Source organism: Citrobacter sp. Cpo012 (assembly GCF_030333015.1).
Lineage (GTDB): Bacteria > Pseudomonadota > Gammaproteobacteria > Enterobacterales > Enterobacteriaceae > Citrobacter > Citrobacter portucalensis.
This window is the reverse complement of record NZ_JAOWGR010000043.1, coordinates 16,524-37,669: the sequence shown is the minus strand read 5'-3', so window position 1 is coordinate 37,669 and position 21,146 is coordinate 16,524. Positions and strand designations below refer to the sequence as shown.

Below are 21,146 nucleotides of genomic sequence, written 5' to 3'. Positions count from 1 at the left end.
AAGGAGCACATATGTGCGAACATCACCATGCCGCGAAGCATATTTTGTGCTCGCAGTGTGACATGCTGGTGGCGTTACCTCGCCTTGAGCATGGTCAAAAAGCGGCATGTCCACGATGTGGCACTACGTTAACGGTTGAGTGGGACGCGCCGCGGCAGCGTCCTACCGCCTATGTATTAGCAGCATTATTCATGCTGCTTCTGTCAAACCTCTTCCCCTTTGTGAATATGAACGTTGCAGGGGTGAGCAGCGAAGTGACGTTGCTGGAGATCCCCAGCGTTCTCTTTTCTGAAGACTACGCCAGTCTCGGCACCTTCTTTTTATTATTCGTGCAGTTGGTCCCCGCGTTTTGCCTGCTGACTATCCTGCTGCTGGTGAATCGGGTGCAGATGCCCGCCAGACTTAAGGCGGGTCTTGCACGCGTCCTGTTCCAGTTAAAAAGCTGGGGGATGGCGGAAATCTTCCTCGCTGGCGTGCTGGTCAGCTTCGTTAAGCTTATGGCTTACGGCGATATCGGCGTGGGCAGCAGCTTTATTCCGTGGTGCTTCTTTTGCGTTTTGCAACTGCGCGCATTCCAGTGCGTTGACCGTCGCTGGCTGTGGGATGATATTGCGCCAATGCCAGTGATTAAGCAGGAGTTAAAACCTGGCGTGCCCGGCATTCGACAGGGACTGCGTTCCTGCTCTTGCTGCACCGCGGTTCTTCCCGCTGATGAACGGGTGTGTCCGCGCTGCCAGACGAAAGGCTATGTGCGGCGCAAAAACAGTCTGCAATGGACGTTGGCATTACTGTTCACGTCGATCATGCTTTATCTTCCTGCCAATATTTTGCCGATTATGATTACCGATCTGCTCGGGTCAAAGCTGCCATCAACGATAATTGAGGGGGTGGTTTTAATCTGGAGCGAAGGCTCTTACCCGGTGGCTGCGGTTATTTTTATCGCCAGTATTATGGTGCCGACGTTGAAAATGATCGCCATTGCCTGGCTATGCTGGGATGCCAAAGGGCACGGCAAACGCGACAGCGAACGTATGCACCTGATTTATGAAGTTGTGGAATTTGTCGGTCGCTGGTCAATGATCGACGTCTTTGTGATTGCGGTACTCTCTGCGCTGGTGCGCATGGGAGGGTTAATGAACATTTATCCTGCAATGGGTGCTTTGATGTTTGCTTTAGTCGTCATTATGACAATGTTTTCTGCGATGACATTTGATCCGCGTCTGTCGTGGGACCGTGAACCAGAACCAGGCCATGAGGAGTCCTGACAGCATGGAATCTAAAAGTGGGGAAGCCAAAGTGCAAAAGGTAAAAAACTGGTCGCCTGTGTGGATATTCCCTATCGTTACTGCACTCATTGGCGCGTGGGTTCTGTTTTATCACTACAGTCATCAGGGGCCGGAAGTCACGCTGATTACCACCAATGCCGAAGGTATTGAAGGGGGCAAAACGACGATTAAAAGCCGCAGCGTGGATGTCGGTATCGTCGAGAGCGCAACCCTGACTGATGATTTGACCCATGTGGAGATTAAAGCGCGTCTTAACTCCGGAATGGAAAAGCTGCTGCATAAAGATTCTGTCTTTTGGGTGGTGAAGCCGCAGGTTGGACGTGAAGGTATCAGTGGGCTCGGCACGCTATTGTCCGGGGCTTATATTGAACTGCAGCCTGGCAATAAAGGCAGTAAGCTGGAAAATTACCAACTGCTGGATTCACCGCCGCTGGCCCCGCCAGATGCAAAAGGGATCCGTGTGATTCTGGACAGCAAAAAAGCCGGTCAGTTGAGTCCAGGCGATCCGGTGCTTTTCCGCGGTTATCGTGTGGGCTCGGTTGAAACCAGCACGTTTGATGCGCAAAAGCGTACGATCAGCTATCAGCTTTTCATCAATGCGCCTAACGATCGTCTGGTGACCAGCAATGTACGTTTCTGGAAAGACAGCGGGATCGCCGTAGATCTTACCTCAGCAGGTATGCGCGTAGAAATGGGATCGCTCTCCACGCTGTTTGGCGGTGGTGTAAGTTTTGATGTGCCCGAAGGACTGGAACAAGGTCAACCGGTTGAGCAGCAGGCCTCATTTAACCTCTATGACGATCAAAAAAGTATTCAGGATTCCCTGTATACCGATCATATTGATTACCTGATGTTCTTTAAAGATTCGATTCGTGGCCTACAGCCTGGTGCACCGCTGGAATTCCGTGGCATCCGCTTGGGTACGGTGAGTAAAGTACCTTTCTTCTCACCGAATATGCGTCAGGTATTTAACAATGATTACCGCATTCCGGTGCTGGTGCGTATTGAACCTGAACGTCTGAAGGCGCAGCTGGGAGAAGATACCGATGTTGGCGCTCATCTGGCGGAATTGCTTAAACGCGGATTACGGGCATCGCTGAAAACCGGGAACCTGGTGACCGGCGCGCTGTATGTCGATCTCGACTTCTACCCGAAAGAGCCGCCGATTACCGGTGTGCGCGAATTTAATGGTTATCAAATTATTCCGACCGTGAGCGGTGGTCTGGCGCAGATCCAACAGCGTCTGATGGAAGCGCTGGATAAGATTAACAATCTGCCGCTGAACCCGATGATTGAGCAGGCAACCAATACGCTGTCGGAAAGCCAGCGCACAATGAAACATCTGCAAACCACGCTGGATAACATGAACAAGATCACGTCCAGCCAGTCGATGCAGGATCTGCCGGCGGATATGCAGAACACGCTACGTGAACTGAATCGTAGTATGCAGGGCTTCCAGCCTGGTTCCGCGGCCTACAACAAGATGGTGGCGGATATGCAGCGTCTTGATCAGGTACTGCGTGAACTGCAACCGGTACTGAAAACGTTGAACGATAAGAGTAATGCGCTGGTATTTGAAGCGAAGGACAAAAAAGATCCAGAGCCGAAGAGGGCGAAACAATGAAAAAGTGGCTAGTGGTGATGATGGCGGTCTGGCTGACGTCATGCAGCTCCAGCGGAGAAAATAAAAGCTATTACCAGCTCCCTATCGCACAAGGCGGTGTGCAGAGCTCCGCCAATCAGGGAAACCGTCTGCTGTGGGTTGAACAGATTGCGGTACCTGATTATCTGGCCGGTAATGGGGTGGTTTACCAGACCAGCGATGTGCAATATGTGATAGCCAATAATAATCTCTGGGCCAGCCCATTAGATCAGCAATTGCGCAATACACTGGTTGCGAACCTCAGTATGCAGTTGCCTGGCTGGGTTGTCGCTTCACAGCCGCTGGGAAGCACTCAGGATACGCTGAACGTGACCGTAACCGGCTTCCACGGTCGGTACGATGGTAAGGTTATTGTGAGCGGTGAATGGTTGCTGAATCACCAGGGACAACTGATCAAACGCCCGTTCCACATCGAAGTTGTGCAGACGAAAGACGGCTACGATGAGATGGTGAAGGTTCTTGCCAACGCCTGGAGTCAGGAAGCAACGGCCATTGCTCAAGAGCTGAAACGCATCCCTTAAGCTTAAATAATTGTAAATTATGCCGCCCCTGGTTCATTGCCCGGGGCGGTTTTTTTTATTTTATTAGCCGTGGAGATAGCTGTTCTGACTGACTATTTTTGTACAAATGATTTAGCGAGTAGCTCACAAATATGACACTGGCGTGAATTTTGCGCATTGACGAGCCTGATGTTTAGGGGTATTCGTTTAGTGTGATTGCACACTTAGTAATCACTGTTTTCTTTTCCACCAGACCCAAAAATGAGGGAAACGAGGCATGAAGAGACAAAAACGAGATCGCCTGGAACGGGCACATCAACGTGGATATCAGGCCGGCATTGCCGGACGCTCAAAAGAAATGTGTCCCTATCAGACGCTGAATCAGAGGTCATACTGGCTGGGAGGCTGGCGAGAAGCCATGGGGGATAGGGTTTTAATGGCCTGATTCTGTCTCTTTAGATAAAAGAAACCTCCGCAGAGCGGAGGTTTCGCCTTTTTGCACACCAGATAAAACGGGAAAACGTTAATGTCTGGCTGCTTCGCAGTTCTGGATTAGAACGCGGAAGTGTCCTGGAACAGACCCACTTTCAGATCGTTTGCAGTGTAGATCAGACGACCATCAACCAGCACTTCACCATCTGCCAGGCCCATGATCAGGCGACGGTTAACGATGCGTTTGAAGTGAATGCGGTAAGTGACTTTCTTCGCGGTCGGCAGAACCTGGCCGGTGAATTTAACTTCGCCTACGCCCAGCGCACGGCCTTTACCTTCGCCGCCCAGCCAGCCGAGATAGAATCCAACCAGTTGCCACATGGCGTCGAGACCCAGGCAGCCCGGCATCACCGGATCGCCGATAAAGTGACAACCGAAGAACCACAGGTCTGGGTTGATATCCAGTTCAGCTTCAACATAACCTTTGTCAAAGTTGCCACCGGTTTCGGTCATCTTGATGACACGGTCCATCATCAGCATGCTTGGTGCTGGCAGTTGTGGCCCTTTAGCGCCAAACAGCTCACCGCGACCAGAGGCAAGAAGGTCTTCTTTCGTATAGGATTCGCGTTTATCTACCATGTTCTCTGTAAGCCTTATTTTATTGAAGCACGCAGGATAGCTAACACGTGTACGCTGAACAAGTCCGATCAGTTCGGAATAATCCAGTTCAGCCAACGTAGCGGCCATGGAAAACGGTGACGACCTTCCTGTTGCGTTGCCGTGGCAATACGCTCCTGAATGGTTTGCATCAGCGTTGTCTGGCCTTCGCCATCCCACACCAGATTTAACAACAGTGGCAGCGCATCGGTCACGTCGTCCACCGCCCAGATAGTGAATTTTTCTTCTTCTATGGCCTGTAGCAGCGCAGGCTGCAGGCTGAGGTGTCTAACGTTAGCCGAAGGAATGATAACGCCCTGCGTGCCCGTCAGCTCACGCTGCTGGCAGATGGTGAAGAAACCTTCAATTTTCTCATTCAGACCACCGACAGGTTGTGCCCGACCAAACTGATCGACAGAACCGGTAATGGCGATACTTTGATTTACAGGAACGTCGGCGAGAGCGCTAATCAATGCGCACAGTTCTGCCATAGACGCGCTGTCACCGTCCACCTCACTGTAAGATTGCTCAAAGGTCAGCGAGGCAGAGAAGGGGATTTGTTGCTCCAGCTGGAGTTCCGACATCAGGAACGCCTGCATAATCATCATACCCTTGGCATGAATATTTCCGCCAAGCTCGGCTTTGCGCTCAATATCCGTAAACTCGCCGTCGCCAATATGCACGACGCAACTGATACGAGAAGGCTCGCCAAATGCGCGTGGGTGGCCCGGAAACTCAATCACCGACAAGGCGTTGATCTGGCCAATACGCTCGCCTTCCGTCTCGATAAGGATCTGCTCTTGCAGAATTTCATCCTGCATGCGTTCAGCCAGGAATCCCTCACGCCATTCGCGCTGAGCCAGCATCAGGCTGAACTGTTCAGCGTTGCAGGTTTCGCCCTCGCATAACGGAGCCACCTCTTTGAACTGTCGGGTGATCCACAGCGGGTTAAGCGGCAATGTATCCTGTTCACCGGTATAGCGAACGGCTTCACGGATCAGAACCTGCCAGGCATCAGGAGCGGGGTAAGGCAAATTATTGCGCATAGCAGTATGCGTGACCCATTGACACCACTGCGTCATGGTTTCGGCATCCACTATCTGCAGATTATCTTCAAACTCGCTGTAAATGGCCTGCTCAGCCAGCTCTGGTTCCATGTCCTGGAAATCCGCCAGCGATTCACGCTCACCTACCAAAATCACTTTCAGTTTAAGCGGCATAGGCGGAACGGAGACAGGCAGCGGGCGAGACTCATCAAAAGCCACCCAATCAAAACGCTCGTGGCTGACAATGGCTTTCAGGCGCATCCATAACAGCGGTTGGGCCAACAGCGTGCGCAATGAGATAACCAGCACACCTCCATTGGCCTGATGTACCAGACCTGGCTGCAGCGTAATTTCGCCATTGAACTGACGCAGACAGCCAAACAGTTGTTCGGCTTCGGCCCAGTCAGCGCTGACCACCTGCGTCAACGTTGCAAAATTGTCTTCCGCTTTCTCAGCTGTACGATAACGAATAGTGTGACCGGAGATGTCGTAATGACCGCCAGTCAGGCTTCCTGCATCCGTGTGCAAGGGACGTGCAGCCTTTGCAATAAGGTTGAGATACTCAAGCTCTTCCGGTGCTTTTACCAACATGAACGAGGATGTTGTCCAGTGCTGAAGAAGCTGCTCTAGCGCGAATTGTAAACGTGGCTGAGTATCACTAAGTAAGGTGTCGGTGTCGTCAGTGACGTGCGGCTGTGCAAATACTTCCTGATAACTGTCGGTATCAGGAACCAGATCACGCCATGCAAGTTTCGTAATGGTCAAAGTTGATGTTTTTTAGTCTGTTGTAAAAAACGAGATTATACCGTAACCCTCACCACTAAACACCTGGAAAGCACCGTGAAACGGTTGTGATGACACGCGACAGTTCACAGGCTGGATATTCTTTTCTTCAGATGCCGAAAAAGCTGATATTCTGATAAGAGTTACACGGTAACATTGAGATCGCAATGAAATATCAACAACTTGAAAACCTTGAAAGCGGCTGGAAATGGAAGTATCTGGTGAAGAAGCATCGTGAGGGGGAATTAATCACCCGTTACGTCGAGGCCAGCGCTGCCAAAGAAGCCGTTGATTTATTGCTAACCCTCGAAAATGAACCGGTTCGGGTCAATAGCTGGATTGAAGAACACATGAATCCTGCGCTGCTTAATCGTATGAAACAAACCATACGTGCCAGGCGCAAGCGGCACTTTAATGCTGAGCATCAGCATACCCGGAAGAAATCCATCGATCTGGAATTTATGGTCTGGCAGCGTCTGGCTGGTCTTGCGCAGCGGCGCGGAAAAACGCTTTCTGAAACTATTGTGCAGCTAATTGAAGACGCAGAGCATAAAGAGAAGTACGCGAACAAAATGTCGACATTGAAACAGGATTTACAGGCGTTGCTGGGGAAAGAGTAGCGGTCGGCTGGTTTAATGCGTGGCTTACTTTGGATGAAAACAGATGAAAAAAAACCCCGCATAGCGGGGTTTTTTATAAGACGATAACTTAAGCCTGAGGCTGAGTTACAACGTCTTTGATGCCTTTAACTTCGATCTCAACACGACGATCCGGAGCCAGGCAGTCGATCAGTGCAGCGCGAGCTTTCACGTTGTCACAGGTGTTGCCAGTAACTGGGTTGGATTCACCCATGCCACGTGCAGAGATTTTGTCAGAAGGAATACCTTTAGAGATCAGGTAATCAACAACGGACTGAGCACGTTTCTCGGACAGAGCCTGGTTGTAAGCGTCAGAACCGATACGGTCAGTGAAGCCCAGAACTACTACGGAACCGTCTTTCGGATCCAGGTTGCTCAGCTGGCTGTACATCTGATCCAGAGCCTGCTGGCCTTCTGGTTTCAGAGTTGCTTTGTTGAAGTTGAACAGAACGTCAGACTTCAGAGTGAAGTGCTTGGTCTGTACTTCTGGAGCCGGAGCCGGAGCAACAACTACTGGAGCTGCTTCTTCCTGCTGACCGAAACGGTAAGAAACACCAACGCTCAACAGGCCGTTATCCGGACGACCACCAACGGTGTTCGCGTCACCGATGTTGTTGGTCCACTGGTATTCCAGACGGGTGGCGATTTCAGGAGTAATTGCATACTCTACGCCACCAGCGAATACTGGGGATACACCAGTGTCGTGGTCTTTGAAGCCGCTGCTGCTTTTAGCGTCTGCACGCCAAACCATACCACCCAGACGAGTATAAACGTCCAGATCGTCAGTGATTGGGTAACCCAGTTTAGCGGTCAACTGAACGCCCTGAGCTTTGAAAGCGCCATTTTGATTGGTAGTGTCGGCAGTGCCTTTGTACGGCATACGACCTAACCAGTCATAACCCATTTCGAAACCAACGTACGGGTTAACCTGATAACCACCGAACGCACCGGCACCCAGTTGGCTTTCGTGGGTAGGCCCGGTGTTATTGATCTGGTTGTTGCCAATATCATGGTACTGAGACCAGCCCATTTTAGCACCAGCGTACCAGGTGTTATCTTTCGGAGCGGCCTGCGCCACGGTAGCGAAACCAGCCAGTGCCACTGCAATTGCGATAGCTGTCTTTTTCATTTTTTGCGCCTCGTTATCATCCAAAATTCGCCATGAATATCTCCGAAGAGAGATAACACGGTTAAATCCTTCACCCGGGGACCAGTTCAATAGTTACTCTACCGATATCTGCGGCTTACGCCGAGCACCCCTGGCGATGTAAAGTCTACAACGTAGTTGAAAACTTACAAGTGTGAAGTCCGTCAGGCATATGAAAAAAAAAGGCTTGTATACACAATATTTAACATTTATGGCTGAATAAATGTACTGAGGATATCCTGAAAACCGCTTCAGACAAGCGTTCAGACGAAAAACACATTACAGCTCAAAGACAAATTGAGAGATGAAAAAAAATTCCAGGATAAATCCTAATTTTACTCAATGATACAAATTCGAGTGAATTTTTAGCCCGGAATGCTGTCTCCCCGCAAGTGTCTGGGCGCGAACCGGACGCATGATAAAACCCATCGCATTACCTTCATCAGCCGCTTTGACCAGTTCGGCATGTTCATCTTCCGTTAATTCTTCCGCCAGCCAGCCAATAACGACGCTGTAATTACCCGTGCGCAGCGCACGAATCATCGATTCCAGCGTATTGCAGGGGGAGAGCTGACTAATTTGCATGACTTTCGTCAATGGAAGTCCAGCTGACTGCACCCACTCCCGGCTTAATTTTTGCTGAGGCGTCAGCCACAGCTGCCAGCGTGATTGTTGCCCTAACTGTTGCAGCAGGGGAAGCAGCAGCAGTTGTGTCATCATGGGCTGGTCCTCGCGATAGACAACTTCACTGATAAGCCCAGCGGTTGCGTTCTCTGATGAAACGCGCGCAATGTTGCTTGATGTGGAAGAGAACGACGATGAACGATTTGCATAGCCTGAAGTGTACATAATCAATCCAGCCCTGTGAGTTACTGTATGGATATACAGTAACCCTGCCATCAACAAAGATCAACCTTATTTTCGGAAACAGGTTCGCATTTTTTAGTCGTCGTCACGGGAAAAATAAAATTCATCTTGCCCCATACGCATAAGTTGCCTATTTTCGTCATTAACGGATCCGCTACTGAAAATCATTTGCTTACGTTATGATTTAAAAAGGATTTTTATGAAAGAGCTTTCTTATGCAAGGATCTATAAATCGCAGGAATATCTGGCTTCTCTGGGGACAATTCACTATCGCTCACTGTTTGGTGGCTACAGTCTGACGGTTGGCGATACGGTCTTTGCCATGGTCGCTAATGGTGAGCTGTATCTTCGCGCCTGTGAGCAGAGCGCCCAGTATTGTGTACAAAATTCTCCTGTCTGGCTGACATTTATTAAGCGCGGACGTCCTCTTGTACTTAATTATTACCAGGTGAACGATGCCCTGTGGCAAAACCAGCAGCAGCTGGTGTCGCTATCGCGATATTCGTTGGATGCAGCGGTTAAGGAAAAACAGAGTCGCTTTGCCCAGCATCGTCTGCGGGAATTGCCGAATATGACGTTTCATCTGGAGACTCTGTTGAATGAAGCTGGAATTAAAGATGAGGGGACCATGCGATCGTTGGGGGCACAAATGTGCTGGCTGAAACTTCGGCAAAATAACCCGGCTCTGACGGTAAAAGTACTCTATGCCCTTGAAGGCGCGGTAGGGGGGATACATGAAGCCGCGCTCCCGGCGACGCGTCGCCAGGAGCTGGTTGAGTGGGTAAGTTCTCTTACGCCGGAGCCGGGGTATTAGACGGCAGCACGTCAATTTGCTGCTGTAATCGCCGGATCTCTGGGAGCAGGGCGATCAATAGCCCAACTTGCTGAACGACCAGCGGCTCTTTACTGTCCGGGCGTGGTTCCAGGTGCTGAATTCGCTGCTTCAGCCCTTCTAACGCCTGATATACACGCTGCTCGTCAGCGGGTTGATGGTGAAGGGCATCATCAACATAGCAAACAGCGTCATCCAGCAATGCCAAAACGTCTGGATTGGTCAGTTGTTCGCGATGTGCGCCCAGCGCAGAAATATAGCTGGTAAACGTATGGTTGAGACACAGTAAACGGAACGCCGTTTCGCGGGTTTGGGCCGTGACATCCGGCTCGCTTGACATGTTTGATACCACGGAGGCGAGTTCAGCATCACGATTATGCGCATCACGGCGAGCGATACGGTAGGCCAGACGATTATCACGGCCCTGATGATATTGCTCGAGAATAGCATCAAGGTAGCGGCAGTTAGCGTCAGTCGCCCGTTCAATTACCCGTGGTAGGTTACGAAAACGCCAGTCTGGCCAGATGAAACTGACAGCAGCCCAGGCGATAGCACAGCCAATTAGCGTATCGATGACACGCGGCAGCGCAACCTCAAAGCCTTCGCCGAGCAGGTTAAAGCACAGTAACACCAGCAGCGTGATAAACATGGTGGCGTGAGCATACTGGACGTTGCGAAAGGCAAAAAACAGTACACCAGTGATCACCAGGAGTATCAGTTGCCCTTCGAGAGAGGGCACAAACCACAGGATCGGTAAACCAATGGCAATCCCAACCAACGTGCCGATAATCCTGAGCGCCAGGCGATGTCGGGTGGCGTTGTAGTTTGGCTGACAGACAAACAGGCTGGTCAGCAAGATCCAGTATCCGTGATTCATGCCGGTTATCTGGATAATGGCGTAACCAACACAGAGCACTAACGACATGCGAACGGCATGGCGAAACAGAGCAGACTCAGGGGTGAAATTACGGCTCAGACGTAACCAGATATCACTGAATCCATGGGGACTGTCATCGGCAAGCTGATTTTCAGACTCATTGCGCGAGAGTACCTGAGCCTGTTCAGACTCTATGGTAGCAAGCTGCGCGTCGATTGCCCGTAGGTTTGACAGTAAAAAACCCAGCGTATTGAGCAGGTCGGCAGGTTCACCACTGGCACGCATGCGCTCAAGTGCGGCATCTATATGGGTGAAGGCGCGCTCAAAGTGCGGATCGTGCTGGTAAGGCGTGCGCAATAAAATACAGCGAGATAATTGTGAACAGGCTTGCCCTTGCATCGACATCAACCGCTGGAAACGGAACATCACATCGCTGTGACGGAAATGATCGCGTAGCGTTTGATACTGAATGTGTGAAGAGCTTGCGCGTTCATGAATATCCTGCGCCACAAAATAGTAATGTAGCGTGCGACGTGTTCCTCGTTGTCCACGGTCACCGCGCAGGCGCGTCAACAGCGACACTTTAGTCTGATTCAGCGTTGCCATCAGTTGGCCATTCGCGAGAGCTAAATCATACAACGGTGCCTGGCTTTCATCTTCTATGTCGGGGTCAAAAAGACGCGATTTCAGTTCCAGGTAGTGCGCTAACTGTTCGTAGCTGCGTGCAAGATTGTCCTGTAAGGGGCGGATGGGGAACAGAAGATGACCGGTGAGCGTCAGCAGGTTATACCAGATAGCGCCAGCGAGCAGCAGGATGGGTTGTTGATACCACTGATCGTAAAGCGAGGTGCCCAGCATCGTGTAAATGGCGATCAGCAATGCACCAAAAGCAATAGTTGCATAGCGCTGGCCTAATCCCCCCAGCAGAATAAAGCCGCTGGTGGAAAGCGTTAACCCAATAGCAAACAGCCATGGCCATGGGAAGAGCAGTTCAACGGAGGCTGAGGCAATAAAAAAGCACACCAGTGTGATGATTAAATTGCGCAATCGGCCTGCGAGACGATCGTCCAGATCGGTAAGTGCGGCAGCGACCATACCTAGCGTGAGTGGGATAGTCAGCTTGACGTCACCCAGCCACCAGGGTAGCGCCGTTGTGCCGCATAGCGCGATAAAAATCCGCACGTAGTACAGCCATGTGCTGTTCCAGGTATAGCGTTTGAGCAGAGGACTTAACATAAAGGCCATCGGTCCTGATTATTCAAAACGACGACGTGCATTGGCTTCACGCGCTGCACGGGCAACTTCTACTGAAACCACCCGGCGACCCACCGGCCAGAGCGCAATGGCAGCGATTTTAAAGTTCGCAATGCCAACCGGAATACCAATAATCGTTATGCACTGGGCAATACCAGAGATGATGTGCATCAGGCACAACCACCAGCCGAAGAAAATCAGCCAGAAAATATTGAGCACGGTGCCGCCGGTATTTAACAGGACGCTTTTACCGGCCGGATTCAGTTCATCGACATGAATCGCTTCGTTACCATAGGGAAACAGCGAAAGTCGGGTTATCTCCCAGCATGAACGGGTCAAGGGTAAAGTAAAAATAAGCACGACACTGACCAGCGTTGCCAGTAACCAGGCCAAGGTAGTGGCGAACCCCCCAAGCACAAAATTTAAAATATTCAGAACAGTACGCATAAACCCTCGGTTAACTCTGGTTTTCTGTGAATTCGGCAATTGTAACGTTTTTTTGGGCTGGAGCACGTTTTCTCTGGCGGTTACACTGATAAGCAAACCTCTTCGTGTGGATCCGCTTGAGTCTTATGGAACTGAAAGCAACTTCTCTTGGAAAACGTCTGGCACAACACCCTTACGATCGGGCCGTTATTCTCAATGCCGGGATTAAAGTTTCCGGCGATCGTCACGAGTATCTTATTCCCTTCAATCAGTTACTGGCTATTCATTGCAAACGCGGCCTGGTATGGGGCGAGCTGGAGTTTGTACTCCCGGATGAGAAGGTGGTTCGTCTTCACGGTACAGAGTGGGCGGAAACCCAGCGCTTCCATCATCATTTAAATGCACTCTGGCAACAGTGGAGCCAGGAAATGAGTGACGTTGCTGCGGGGGTTTTACAGCAGCAGTTGGATGCGATAGCGGCGCGTACTAGTGAAAGTAAATGGCTGACGCGCGAACAAACGTCAGGGCTGCAGCAGCAGATTCGCCGTGCCTTTGCCGCGTTACCGCTCCCGGTTAATCGGCTGGAGGAATTTGAAAATTGCCGGGAGGCGTTACGTCAATGCCAGGCATGGTTGAAAGACATTGAAGCCTGTCGCTTACAGCACAATCAGGCGTACACCGATGCAATGTTGGAAGAGTATGCCGAGTTTTTCCAGCATGTTGAATCTTCGCCGTTGAACCCTGCTCAGGCGCGCGCGGTGGTGAACGGTGAGCAATCATTGTTGGTACTTGCAGGTGCTGGAAGCGGTAAAACATCTGTGTTGGTTGCCCGGGCTGGTTGGTTGCTTGCACGAGGAGAAGCCGCACCAGAACAAATCCTGTTGCTGGCGTTTGGACGCAAAGCCGCCCAGGAGATGGATGACCGCATCCGTGAGCGTCTGCATACGGATGAGGTCACCGCACGGACGTTCCATTCACTGGCGTTGCACATTATTTCGCAAGGTAGCAAAAAAGTTCCAACGGTGAGCAAGCTGGAAAATGATGCTATCGCGCGCAACAAACTCTTTATAACAACCTGGCGTCAGCAGTGCAGTGAGAAAAAGGCTCAGGCTAAAGGTTGGCGACAATGGTTAGAAGAAGAAATGCAGTGGTCTGTACCCGAAGGTAACTTCTGGGATGACGAAAAATTACAGCGCCGTCTGGCTTCCCGGTTGGATCGCTGGGTTAGTTTGATGCGTATGCATGGCGGAGCACAGGCGGAGATGATTGCTAATGCTCCGGAGGAGATCCGTGATCTGTTCAGTAAACGCATAAAGCTAATGGCGCCGCTGCTCAAGGCCTGGAAGAGTGCCCTGAAGGATGAGAATGCCGTCGATTTCTCCGGGTTGATCCATCAGGCTATTGTCATTCTGGAGAAGGGGCGGTTTATCAGTCCGTGGAAACATATTCTGGTCGATGAATTTCAGGATATTTCCCCTCAGCGCGCCGCCCTGTTAGCCGCCTTGCGTAAGCAAAACTCGCAGACCACGCTGTTTGCCGTGGGAGATGACTGGCAGGCCATTTACCGGTTCAGCGGAGCACAGCTTTCTCTGACAACCGCATTCCAGCAAAATTTTGGTGAGGGCGATAGCTGTAATCTGGATACGACTTACCGTTTTAATAGCCGTATTGGCGAAGTTGCAAACCAGTTTATCCAACAAAACCCACACCAGCTCACAAAACCGCTGAACAGTCTGGCGACCGGTGATAAAAAAGCCGTCACGTTGCTCGACGAAAGCCAGTTAGATCTGTTGCTGGATAAGCTGTCGGGTTTTGTAAAAGCCGAAGAGAGAATTCTGGTGCTGGCGCGATACCATCATCTCAAACCTGCCAGCCTGGACAAAGCGGCCACCCGCTGGCCCAAGCTGCAGCTGGATTTTATGACTATTCATGCCAGCAAAGGGCAGCAGGCGGATTATGTCATTGTTATGGGGCTTCATGAAGGGAATGACGGTTTCCCGGCTCCGGCTCGCGAGTCGATTATGGAAGAGGCGTTACTCCCGGCTGTTGAAGATTTTCCTGATGCGGAAGAGAGACGGTTGCTGTATGTGGCGCTAACGCGTGCGCGGCATCGGGTATGGCTACTGTTTAGCAAAGACGCGCCATCATGCTTTGTTGATGAGCTTAAGCAATTAGACGTTCCGGTGACCAGGAAACCCTGAAAAGCAGGCGGCAATTACCGCCTGCTTAGCGTTTATTTGAGGCGTTCTGCCAGATAACGGGCGTAATCCGGGATCAAGATATCTGTTGCGTCGTTGAAGTTTGGCGACTGGATAATAAAATCAGCCGTTGACACGTTGGTGGCGACTGGAATGTTCCAGACCGTGGCCAGGCGTAGCAGGGCTTTGACATCAGGATCGTGGGGAACGGCGTTGAGCGGATCCCAGAAGAAAATCAGCACATCAATTTTCCCTTCTGAAATCAGCGCACCCACCTGCTGGTCCCCCCCCATCGGGCCGCTCAGCATGGCGTTGACGTCCATTCCTGTCGCGCGTTGAATTAAGTTTCCTGTTGTTCCTGTTGCATACAGAACGTGTTTTTCCAGTAATGGCTGGTGGCGTTCAACCCAGCTCATCAACATCTTTTTGCAGTGATCGTGTGCGACCAACGCAATATGTTTCTGCGCTGGCAATGTGCGAGTCGTTAATTCCATAGTACAGCTCCCAAGTTAACCTTGTTACAGAGTACTGGAAGCACTTGACGCTGCAAGAGAAAGACAAAAAAAATGCGTATACGAACATAAATGTCACGATGGGGGTTGTTTCTCCGCCCATTGTAAGAAGTTACTTCGCGTTTGTGCGTCAGCCTGTTGAAACCAATATTTTAAGCGCTGCTCGGTCAGTGTTTGCGACTGAGGCGGCACGCGATCCAGTTCTGACACCCCGGAAAGCAGCGAACTGTCATCGGCCATCATTGTGGCAAATTGCGGTAAAGACGCATGCTTAGCCGCTTTGTTATAGCGCTCTGTTTCCATTTCATAATCTACGATTTTTGCGGTGGACGTGATTGACAGAATATCCAGCTTAACCGGTATAGGCATGGAGTCCCCATCCAGCAGTTCTACGCGCGGGGCATCATCAAAATGCGTTGCATCCCGCTCGTTGCTCAGACGTGGGAGGTGGAAATTAACCTGACTGACGAGTTGGGTATCAAAGCTGATGACCAACGGAGGCGAAATATACAGACGTTCTTCGTGGCTGGACAGGCGAATGGTTTTTTCTACGCGAAACACGAGCTGGTGCCGACCATTTTCCAGCTCAATACTGTCGGCACCACGCAGTAATGAGCTGGAGACTTTTTTTCCGTCCAGTACCAGAAGGTCAATATCATTAGACAGACGTAAAGAGGTAGCAAAAACGGTTACCGGCAAACATAGGGCAATCAAGGCTGTCACAATGCCGGCTTTCATAGGTTTCTCCTGTCCAGAAAATATCTGTATAAGATGTATCTAAATTTTTCGATAATCATGTTTACTAACATATAGACATATTTTTGAGTTTAGCTCTCATGCGCCAGTATGGGATGAATGGTTGCGGGGGCAGGTTTGTCGTACACTTTGCTAAACAGCCTGGAGGAAAACGATGAAAGAGACCGATATTGCTGGCATTTTGACAACGACCCATACGATTGCGCTGGTGGGGGCAAGCGATAAACCCGATCGTCCAAGCTATCGGGTGATGAAATATTTACTCGATCAGGGCTATCACGTTATTCCTGTTTCACCGAAGGTTGCCGGAAAAACGCTGCTGGGGCAGCAGGGCTATGCGACGCTGGCAGATGTACCAGAGAAAGTGGATATGGTAGATGTCTTCCGTAATTCTGAAGCGGCGTGGGGTGTTGCTCAGGAGGCAATTGCCATCGGCGCGAAGACGCTATGGATGCAGCTCGGCGTGATTAACGAGCAGGCAGCCGTGCTGGCTCGCGATGCAGGGATGATGGTGGTGATGGATCGCTGCCCGGCGATTGAGATCCCGCGGTTGGGACTGGCGAAGTAAGGCTGATCTGTAGCCGAACAAAACGCACAGGCCCGATTAGCGAATCGCCATCGGGCCTGTGTTAGCATCAATTGCGCAGGCGCGGGGCCTGAAGCTGTTTTCGAATTGTTCGCGCCAGTTCATCCATCGACGGTTGTTCCGGATGTTCTTCCTGTAGCTCACTACTCAGCTGTGCTTCGGCCAGATACGTATGCACTGGCAGACCATTATCGTCTTCCATCACCACGTGATACCAGGGAGCGGCGCGAAGTTCGTCGTTAACCGCCAACTCATCGGCTGACGGTTGATCAAGCGAATATTCCGGGTCGATATCCACGACCACTCCGAGGTAACCTAACAGGGAATGGCGGACCTGCTGGCCGATACCGAATTTGCTGGCAATCATAGTCACCTCCCGGGAAATAGATACCCTTTATGTAAGGGTAATATTCCACTTTTCAAGTTACATGATGCGACAGGCAAACCCTTTCAGATACAGCCCTTCCGGGTAGGTAGCGATCACCGGGTGATCGGCGGCCTGACGGAACTGCTCTATAAATTGTACATCACGACCAGCATCTATTGCGGCATCAGCGATGATTTTCTGAAATAAATCGGTGGTCATTAGCCCAGAGCAGGAGAAAGTCAGCAGCACACCGCCCGGATTGAGCAACTGAATAGCCAGCATATTGATGTCCTTATAGCCGCGGCAGGCACCCATCAACTGGCTTTTGTTTTCGACAAATTTCGGCGGATCCATCACGATGACGTCGAATTTCTCACCACGATCGCGATAAGCACGCAGAAGTTTGAACACATCATCACGCACGAACTCAGCTTTGCTCAGATCCAGCTTGTTCAGTTCCACGTTCTGGCGGGCAATATCGAGCGCTTCCTGAGAGGTGTCAACGCTGACGACCTGACGGCATCCGCCCATTAATGCTGAGACCGCAAAGCCGCCGGTATAAGAGAAACAGTTCAGCACACGCTGATTTTCCACATAACGACGCGTGGCCAGGCGGCTGTCGCGTTGATCGAGGTAATAGCCGGTTTTGTGACCATGCTGAATATCAACCAGCAGCTTCATTCCGTGCTCTTCAATTGGCAGCAGGGCTGGCGGAAGCTCACCCGTTACTGGCCCTTGAGTCAGCTCCATACCTTCTTTTTTACGTACGGCCACATCGCTACGGTCATAAATGGCGCAGTCCGGGAAAACAATTTGCAGAGCGCTAATCAGCGCGGCGCGTTGGTATTCAGCCCCCGCGCTGAGCAACTGCAACACCAGGAAGTTGCCGAAGCGGTCAATGGTGATGCCCGGCAGGCCATCGGATTCTCCGGCGATCAGACGGTAACTGTCCAGACCGTCTTTTTTCGCCAGCCAGTCACGCCATGTCTGCGCCTGCTGCAGACGACGGGTGAAGAAATCAATATCGATGGACTCAGACTTGTCGAATGTCCAGACGCGTGCACGGATCTGCGACGCGGGTGAGTACGCGCCGCGTGCTAACCATTTACCCTGATGGTCAACAATATCGATGGTTTCACCGAGGTTGGCTTTACCTTCCATACGTGCGACAGCACCGGAAAATACCCACGGATGGCGGCGCAGTAATGATTTTTCGCGCCCTTTGGCTAACACTAAACGAGGATAATGTGGAATTGTAGATTCAGTCATGCGGAGCAACCTCTCACAAACAGTGACGCGGGCTGGAGTAAACTACCAACCTGAAACCATTAAAATAAAATGGCGCGTAGAGTAGCACAGATGGTGAGGTCAATCATCAGGGTATGGCGTTGAGCGTTTCGGCACAAAACTCTATCACAGAGGCACAGTTTCTTTTATGCCCACCGTTTACATTGCTATTTCTTAATCAGAAAAAGGAAATGCAATGAAAGCTGTCTACTTTCTGGCTACCGCCGCCATTGTTGCGTTGAGTTTTAATACCTCTGCCGCCTCGACGTTTCGCCTCAACAGCACCGACATACCCGCTAACCTGAAGTTAACGCAAAAACAGGTGTTTAAGGGATTTGGCTGCAGTGGCGACAATATCTCCCCACAACTGAGCTGGCAAAATCCGCCAGTTGATGCCAAAAGTTTTGCCATTACGCTGTTTGATCCTGATGCGCCAACGGGAAGCGGCTGGTGGCACTGGACCGTCGTAAATATTCCTGCTCAGATCCACACTCTTCCTGGCGGGGCCAGCATGGATAAGTTACCCGCTGGAGCAGTTCAGGGACGCAATGATTTCGGTTATGCTGGATTCGGTGGCGCCTGTCCACCGCCGGGCGATAAACCTCATCGCTATCAGTTTACCGTGTGGGCGTTAAATACAGACGAGTTGCCAATTGACAGTAACGCCAGCGGTGCCCTAGTCGGTTTTATGCTGAACAGCCACGTGATTGCTAAAGCTGAATTAACCGCCACTTACGCAAGAAAATAAAGAGGATACTCTGGTGCAGGATGTACATTTTCGCCATAACAACCTTACCACCGCTGAGGTGCGTTCCGGCCATCTGCACCACTTGCATCGGGTTAAACTGTTTTCTGCTGCTATTTGCCATATTACGCAGGGAAGTAAGGTCATTATTCAGGATGAAAATCGTCTGGTTGCAGGACCGGGTGAGCTGATTATCATCCCGGCGAATACGCCTCTGGAGATTATTAATCAGCCGGAACAGGGAGCATTTCGCTCGGATTTGTTGTTGCTATCGACGAGCATCATTACCGCGTTTAAAAATAACTGGGTCGAGGATTTCCCTCCGGCAAAATTGACGTCGCTATGTACGCCAATGAGCAACGGACTGGCTTTTATGTGGGAAAGCTTGCTGGATGCAGTACGCCAGGACTTACCTGCAATATTGCAGGAGCATCAGGCGATGGGATTATTGCTGGCGCTACTGCATGATGGTGTGGCGGGGCCTCTGCTTATCGAGCGACGGTTTAATCTTACTGAACAGGTGCGACAACTAATTATGTTATCCCCTGCTAAGCTATGGACAGCTCAGGAGATTGCTGGTCACCTGTCTATCAGTACCTCGACGTTACGCAGACGATTACAGATGGAATCGCAGAGTTACCGGCAGATAGTCGAGGAGGTGCGAATGTCCTGTGCGCTCTCTCAACTACAGTCGACCACGCTGCCGATTGGCGAAATAGCGTTACGCTGTGGCTATCTGTCAGGTTCACGATTTACTGCAAGATTTCGCCAGCATTACGGATGTCTGCCGAAACAGGTGCGATGAGGCCTCGGTACCTGTTCCTTCATATACGTTAATAAGGAGAACCGCAATGTCGAAAGTCTGCATAATCGCCTGGGTCTATGGCCGGGTTCAGGGGGTAGGATTTCGCTACACCACCCAGCATGAAGCACAACGGCTGGGGTTGACCGGCTACGCGAAGAATATGGATGACGGCAGCGTAGAGGTTGTCGCCTGTGGTGAAAGCGACCGGGTAGAACAACTGATGAAGTGGTTGAAAGCCGGGGGGCCGAGCAGCGCCAGGGTTGACCGGGTTCTTAGTGAACCACATCGTCCTGGCGACGAGCTAAAGGGATTTAGTATCCGCTATTAAATACATTTCACCGGTTTCGGCAGGCCGGCAATTTTAGTTGCCTGCTTGGCCGGACCTTTCGGGAACAGGCGGTAGAGATAACGGCTGTTGCCTTTCTCTTCGCCAAACTTGTTGGCCATCGCTTTTACCAGCATGCGGATAGCGGGGGAGGTATTAAACTCCAGATAAAACTCGCGGACAAAACGCACCACTTCCCAGTGTTCCGCGGAGAGCGTAATGCCTTCGTTTTCGGCGATTCTCTCCGCCAGCGCCTCGCTCCACAGCGTGGTATCTTTCAGATAGCCTTCGCTATCGGTACTGATTTCTTTACCTTCAAAGATCAACATAATTCGTCACTGCGTTAGTCAAACTGGCGGCAGTTTACCAAAAAAGAAAGCCCCGCATAAGCGGGGCTGGATAATGCGTGTGGACATCTTAATCGCGGCTGGCGAAGCCCAGAATACTCAGCAGGCTGACGAAGATGTTGTACAGCGAAACATACAGGCTAACGGTGGCACGAATATAGTTGGTTTCACCGCCGCGGATGATATTGCTGGTTTCAAACAGGATTGCGCCTGAAGAAATCAGAATGAACACCGCGCTGATTGCCAGATGTAATGCTGGCAGTTGCAGGAAGATATTGGCAACCATACCAATCAACACCACTACAACACCCGCCATCAGCATACCGCCGAGGAAGGACATATCTTTACGCGTGGTCAGCACATAGGCTGAGCAGCTGAAGAAGACCAGCGCCGTACCGCCCAGCGCCATGGCGATAACATCACCCATGCCTGCGGACAGGTATGTATTCAGCATCGGTCCCAAGATGTAGCCCAGGAAGCCAGTGAAGGCGAACGCTGACAAAATACCAACCGGTTTATCTGCCGTTTTATAGGTCAGGAACATCAGACCATACATACCCACCAGCGTCAGGATAAGTCCCGGAGAAGGTAACATCAGTACGGTACTGGCGGTCGCAGTGATCGCTGAAAACGCCAGCGTCAGGCTGAGCAGGAAATAGGTATTGCGCAGCACCTTATGCGTGCTGAGTAGCGATGTACGCTCGCGCGAAGAACTAATAATACGATCCATGAGTCACTCTCTTATGACAGATGTAATTAATGATGGAGGATAATGAAATCAAGGGGAATGACACAGCGGTTTTACCCATC

Annotated in this window: 23 protein-coding genes; 11 read left to right on the top strand and 12 right to left on the bottom strand. The window is 51.0% G+C overall.

Annotation, left to right across the window (positions count from 1 at the left end):
- The first annotated feature begins 11 nt into the window (after positions 1-11).
- From pqiA to rmf, 4 genes are all read left to right on the top strand, one after another.
- Entirely contained in the window at positions 12-1,265 is a 1,254-nt protein-coding gene (gene pqiA, locus OGX90_RS20080) for a membrane integrity-associated transporter subunit PqiA (RefSeq protein ID WP_186413546.1), read from the top strand.
- 4 nt (positions 1,266-1,269) lie between these two features.
- Positions 1,270-2,910, top strand: coding sequence for an intermembrane transport protein PqiB (gene pqiB / locus OGX90_RS20075; protein WP_137377299.1), 1,641 nt, complete (start codon positions 1,270-1,272; stop codon positions 2,908-2,910).
- On the top strand, positions 2,907-3,470 hold the full coding sequence (gene pqiC / locus OGX90_RS20070) for a membrane integrity-associated transporter subunit PqiC (protein WP_048214507.1): 564 nt from the start codon (positions 2,907-2,909) through the stop codon (positions 3,468-3,470). Before pqiB ends, pqiC begins: the two co-directional genes overlap by 4 nt.
- Before the next feature lie 256 nt (positions 3,471-3,726).
- The gene (rmf, locus tag OGX90_RS20065) at positions 3,727-3,894 is read left to right on the top strand and encodes a ribosome modulation factor (RefSeq protein WP_003035871.1); all 168 of its coding nucleotides are present in this window, start codon (positions 3,727-3,729) and stop codon (positions 3,892-3,894) included.
- 107 nt (positions 3,895-4,001) lie between these two features.
- On the opposite strand, the gene fabA is transcribed toward rmf, so the two are convergent.
- On the bottom strand, positions 4,002-4,520 hold the full coding sequence (gene fabA, locus OGX90_RS20060; protein ID WP_003035875.1) for a bifunctional 3-hydroxydecanoyl-ACP dehydratase/trans-2-decenoyl-ACP isomerase: 519 nt from the start codon (positions 4,518-4,520) through the stop codon (positions 4,002-4,004).
- Between the two features lie 68 nt (positions 4,521-4,588).
- Positions 4,589-6,349, bottom strand: coding sequence for an AAA family ATPase (locus OGX90_RS20055; RefSeq protein ID WP_137377300.1), 1,761 nt, complete (start codon positions 6,347-6,349; stop codon positions 4,589-4,591).
- 185 nt (positions 6,350-6,534) lie between these two features.
- Here OGX90_RS20055 and matP point away from each other — a divergent pair, with 185 nt between their 5' ends.
- A complete protein-coding gene (matP, locus tag OGX90_RS20050) occupies positions 6,535-6,987 on the top strand; it encodes a macrodomain Ter protein MatP (RefSeq protein ID WP_032942905.1) in 453 nt (150 codons plus the stop codon).
- Between the two features lie 88 nt (positions 6,988-7,075).
- Here the strand turns inward: matP and ompA are convergent, their stop codons facing one another.
- Both ompA and sulA read right to left on the bottom strand, forming a co-directional pair.
- Entirely contained in the window at positions 7,076-8,134 is a 1,059-nt protein-coding gene (gene ompA / locus OGX90_RS20045) for a porin OmpA (protein WP_137377301.1), read from the bottom strand.
- A 357-nt stretch (positions 8,135-8,491) separates the two neighbouring features.
- Positions 8,492-9,001, bottom strand: coding sequence for an SOS-induced cell division inhibitor SulA (sulA, locus tag OGX90_RS20040; protein ID WP_008784287.1), 510 nt, complete (start codon positions 8,999-9,001; stop codon positions 8,492-8,494).
- A 217-nt stretch (positions 9,002-9,218) separates the two neighbouring features.
- Between sulA and OGX90_RS20035 the strand changes: the two genes are divergently transcribed.
- Positions 9,219-9,833, top strand: a complete 615-nt coding sequence (locus OGX90_RS20035; protein WP_003831996.1) for a TfoX/Sxy family DNA transformation protein — start codon at positions 9,219-9,221, stop codon at positions 9,831-9,833.
- Here OGX90_RS20035 and yccS read toward each other — a convergent pair.
- Together yccS and OGX90_RS20025 are read right to left on the bottom strand one after the other, a co-directional pair.
- On the bottom strand, positions 9,811-11,964 hold the full coding sequence (yccS, locus tag OGX90_RS20030) for a YccS family putative transporter (protein ID WP_048236463.1): 2,154 nt from the start codon (positions 11,962-11,964) through the stop codon (positions 9,811-9,813). The genes OGX90_RS20035 and yccS overlap by 23 nt on opposite strands.
- A gap of 18 nt (positions 11,965-11,982) precedes the next feature.
- Positions 11,983-12,429, bottom strand: a complete 447-nt coding sequence (locus OGX90_RS20025; protein WP_003831998.1) for a YccF domain-containing protein — start codon at positions 12,427-12,429, stop codon at positions 11,983-11,985.
- Between the two features lie 125 nt (positions 12,430-12,554).
- Between OGX90_RS20025 and helD the strand changes: the two genes are divergently transcribed.
- Positions 12,555-14,609: a DNA helicase IV gene (helD, locus tag OGX90_RS20020; RefSeq protein ID WP_234692928.1), complete on the top strand. Its 2,055-nt coding sequence runs from the start codon at positions 12,555-12,557 to the stop codon at positions 14,607-14,609.
- 32 nt (positions 14,610-14,641) lie between these two features.
- Here helD and mgsA read toward each other — a convergent pair whose 3' ends face one another.
- Both mgsA and csgI read right to left on the bottom strand, forming a co-directional pair.
- A complete protein-coding gene (gene mgsA / locus OGX90_RS20015; protein WP_003035897.1) occupies positions 14,642-15,100 on the bottom strand; it encodes a methylglyoxal synthase in 459 nt (152 codons plus the stop codon).
- Positions 15,101-15,193: 93 nt separating this feature from the next.
- Positions 15,194-15,856, bottom strand: coding sequence for a curli synthesis inhibitor (csgI, locus tag OGX90_RS20010; protein WP_016149882.1), 663 nt, complete (start codon positions 15,854-15,856; stop codon positions 15,194-15,196).
- Positions 15,857-16,028: 172 nt separating this feature from the next.
- On the opposite strand from csgI, the gene OGX90_RS20005 reads away from it, so the two are divergent.
- Positions 16,029-16,442 (top strand): CoA-binding protein, encoded by a 414-nt coding sequence (locus tag OGX90_RS20005; protein WP_153753380.1) that lies wholly within the window; start codon positions 16,029-16,031, stop codon positions 16,440-16,442.
- Between the two features lie 67 nt (positions 16,443-16,509).
- Here the strand turns inward: OGX90_RS20005 and hspQ are convergent, their stop codons facing one another.
- Together hspQ and rlmI are read right to left on the bottom strand one after the other, a co-directional pair.
- Complete coding sequence (hspQ, locus tag OGX90_RS20000) at positions 16,510-16,827, bottom strand: heat shock protein HspQ (protein WP_003035905.1); 318 nt, start codon at positions 16,825-16,827, stop codon at positions 16,510-16,512.
- Positions 16,828-16,884: 57 nt separating this feature from the next.
- On the bottom strand, positions 16,885-18,096 hold the full coding sequence (gene rlmI / locus OGX90_RS19995; RefSeq protein WP_048227015.1) for a 23S rRNA (cytosine(1962)-C(5))-methyltransferase RlmI: 1,212 nt from the start codon (positions 18,094-18,096) through the stop codon (positions 16,885-16,887).
- A gap of 214 nt (positions 18,097-18,310) precedes the next feature.
- Between rlmI and OGX90_RS19990 the strand changes: the two genes are divergently transcribed.
- The 3 genes from OGX90_RS19990 to yccX are packed head-to-tail and all read left to right on the top strand — an operon-like array spanning position 18,311 to position 19,992.
- The gene (locus tag OGX90_RS19990; RefSeq protein WP_048227014.1) at positions 18,311-18,862 is read left to right on the top strand and encodes a YbhB/YbcL family Raf kinase inhibitor-like protein; all 552 of its coding nucleotides are present in this window, start codon (positions 18,311-18,313) and stop codon (positions 18,860-18,862) included.
- Between the two features lie 13 nt (positions 18,863-18,875).
- Positions 18,876-19,664, top strand: coding sequence for a helix-turn-helix transcriptional regulator (locus OGX90_RS19985; RefSeq protein ID WP_103284992.1), 789 nt, complete (start codon positions 18,876-18,878; stop codon positions 19,662-19,664).
- A gap of 46 nt (positions 19,665-19,710) precedes the next feature.
- Positions 19,711-19,992, top strand: coding sequence for an acylphosphatase (gene yccX / locus OGX90_RS19980; RefSeq protein WP_020996508.1), 282 nt, complete (start codon positions 19,711-19,713; stop codon positions 19,990-19,992).
- On the opposite strand, the gene tusE is transcribed toward yccX, so the two are convergent.
- Complete coding sequence (gene tusE / locus OGX90_RS19975) at positions 19,989-20,318, bottom strand: sulfurtransferase TusE (RefSeq protein WP_008784296.1); 330 nt, start codon at positions 20,316-20,318, stop codon at positions 19,989-19,991. The two genes, yccX and tusE, sit on opposite strands and share 4 nt — an antisense overlap.
- Positions 20,319-20,406: 88 nt before the next feature.
- Positions 20,407-21,066, bottom strand: a complete 660-nt coding sequence (gene yccA / locus OGX90_RS19970; protein WP_008784297.1) for an FtsH protease modulator YccA — start codon at positions 21,064-21,066, stop codon at positions 20,407-20,409.
- Positions 21,067-21,146: the final 80 nt, after the last annotated feature.

Bases quoted from the DNA above. Each gene is read 5' to 3' on its own strand.
- pqiA (WP_186413546.1), top strand. From the start codon at position 12: ATGTGCGAACATCACCATGCCGCGAAGCATATTTTGTGCTCGCAGTGT.
- pqiB (WP_137377299.1), top strand. From the start codon at position 1,270: ATGGAATCTAAAAGTGGGGAAGCCAAAGTGCAAAAGGTAAAAAACTGG.
- pqiC (WP_048214507.1), top strand. From the start codon at position 2,907: ATGAAAAAGTGGCTAGTGGTGATGATGGCGGTCTGGCTGACGTCATGC.
- rmf (WP_003035871.1), top strand. From the start codon at position 3,727: ATGAAGAGACAAAAACGAGATCGCCTGGAACGGGCACATCAACGTGGA.
- fabA (WP_003035875.1), bottom strand. From the start codon at position 4,520: ATGGTAGATAAACGCGAATCCTATACGAAAGAAGACCTTCTTGCCTCT.
- matP (WP_032942905.1), top strand. From the start codon at position 6,535: ATGAAATATCAACAACTTGAAAACCTTGAAAGCGGCTGGAAATGGAAG.
- ompA (WP_137377301.1), bottom strand. From the start codon at position 8,134: ATGAAAAAGACAGCTATCGCAATTGCAGTGGCACTGGCTGGTTTCGCT.
- sulA (WP_008784287.1), bottom strand. From the start codon at position 9,001: ATGTACACTTCAGGCTATGCAAATCGTTCATCGTCGTTCTCTTCCACA.
- OGX90_RS20035 (WP_003831996.1), top strand. From the start codon at position 9,219: ATGAAAGAGCTTTCTTATGCAAGGATCTATAAATCGCAGGAATATCTG.
- yccS (WP_048236463.1), bottom strand. From the start codon at position 11,964: ATGTTAAGTCCTCTGCTCAAACGCTATACCTGGAACAGCACATGGCTG.
- OGX90_RS20025 (WP_003831998.1), bottom strand. From the start codon at position 12,429: ATGCGTACTGTTCTGAATATTTTAAATTTTGTGCTTGGGGGGTTCGCC.
- helD (WP_234692928.1), top strand. From the start codon at position 12,555: ATGGAACTGAAAGCAACTTCTCTTGGAAAACGTCTGGCACAACACCCT.
- mgsA (WP_003035897.1), bottom strand. From the start codon at position 15,100: ATGGAATTAACGACTCGCACATTGCCAGCGCAGAAACATATTGCGTTG.
- csgI (WP_016149882.1), bottom strand. From the start codon at position 15,856: ATGAAAGCCGGCATTGTGACAGCCTTGATTGCCCTATGTTTGCCGGTA.
- OGX90_RS20005 (WP_153753380.1), top strand. From the start codon at position 16,029: ATGAAAGAGACCGATATTGCTGGCATTTTGACAACGACCCATACGATT.
- hspQ (WP_003035905.1), bottom strand. From the start codon at position 16,827: ATGATTGCCAGCAAATTCGGTATCGGCCAGCAGGTCCGCCATTCCCTG.
- rlmI (WP_048227015.1), bottom strand. From the start codon at position 18,096: ATGACTGAATCTACAATTCCACATTATCCTCGTTTAGTGTTAGCCAAA.
- OGX90_RS19990 (WP_048227014.1), top strand. From the start codon at position 18,311: ATGAAAGCTGTCTACTTTCTGGCTACCGCCGCCATTGTTGCGTTGAGT.
- yccX (WP_020996508.1), top strand. From the start codon at position 19,711: ATGTCGAAAGTCTGCATAATCGCCTGGGTCTATGGCCGGGTTCAGGGG.
- tusE (WP_008784296.1), bottom strand. From the start codon at position 20,318: ATGTTGATCTTTGAAGGTAAAGAAATCAGTACCGATAGCGAAGGCTAT.
- yccA (WP_008784297.1), bottom strand. From the start codon at position 21,066: ATGGATCGTATTATTAGTTCTTCGCGCGAGCGTACATCGCTACTCAGC.